Below are 988 nucleotides of genomic sequence, written 5' to 3' on the forward strand. Positions count from 1 at the left end.
GCAAGCTCCCTCGCCACAAACAAGCACCGCAGTGTTATTTGATATGACCCAGATTCGCCTCGCTCATATCCAGATCCGCCAACACCTCCCGTAGCACATCATCACCAATCTGATGGTGACGGCTCAGGCTATACAGTTCCAGACGCTGCGCCCGCAGGGCCTTGAGCCGCAACTTGCGCTCCAGTTGATCCATCTGCAACGCCAGCGCCTGGGCTTCGGCCGAATCGTTGAACACTTCCAGTTGATGACGATACTCCGACATCAACCGCGCCTTGAGCTCGGTGGCCAAGGCTGCCTGGGCGGCATCCTGGGGTGCAGCTTCAGCGGGTTCTTCGGCTTCCAGGGCATGGATAGCAGCCACGGCGGTCTTCTTCCAGGCCTCGCGCACTTCATTGTGGCGTTTCTCATCCGGGCTCTTCTCGATGCCGCGCAACAGCAGCGGCAAAGCGATGCAGGCCGCGACCAACGACAGCAGGATCACACCGGCGGCGATGAAGATCAGCAGGTCGCGCTCGGGAAAATCCTGCCCCGGCGCAAGCAGTAACGGTACCGACATCACACCCGCCAGGGTCACGGCACCGCGTACGCCACCGACGGTCAGCAACCAGCAGGACCGCGCGGTGGGCACCAGCGTCAGCTCACTTTTCCCACGAATCCGGCGCAATAAACCCGACAGTCGCCAGATGCTTTGCACCCAGATAAACCGCAACACCACCAGCACCAGGAAAATCGCGATCACGTCCAGGCAGCGATACAACAAGGTCGGCCACAGCGTCGGCTCGTGACTGACCACCGCCTTGATGATGTCAGGCAGTTGCAGGCCCAGCAGCAGGAAGATCAAGCCGTTGAACGCAAACTCCAGCAGCGACCAGACGCTGCGGTTGAGCAACCGGGTGCTGGTCTGGCGCGGCAGCAGGTCCAGCCAGCTTTGCATCATGCCCGCAGCCACCGCCGACAGGATGCCCGAGGCGCCAAGGCGTTCGGCCAG

At 61.7% G+C, this 988-nt stretch carries 1 protein-coding gene; it reads right to left on the bottom strand.

Annotation, left to right across the window (positions count from 1 at the left end; all coding sequences use genetic code 11):
* Positions 1-34: 34 nt before the first annotated feature.
* On the bottom strand, positions 35-988 hold a 954-nt coding region (locus tag HX846_RS35840; protein WP_178967304.1), incomplete at its 5' end, for a cation:proton antiporter.

It is taken from the genome of Pseudomonas sp. K5002 (assembly GCF_013386655.1).
In the GTDB taxonomy this organism is placed as follows: Bacteria; Pseudomonadota; Gammaproteobacteria; order Pseudomonadales; family Pseudomonadaceae; genus Aquipseudomonas.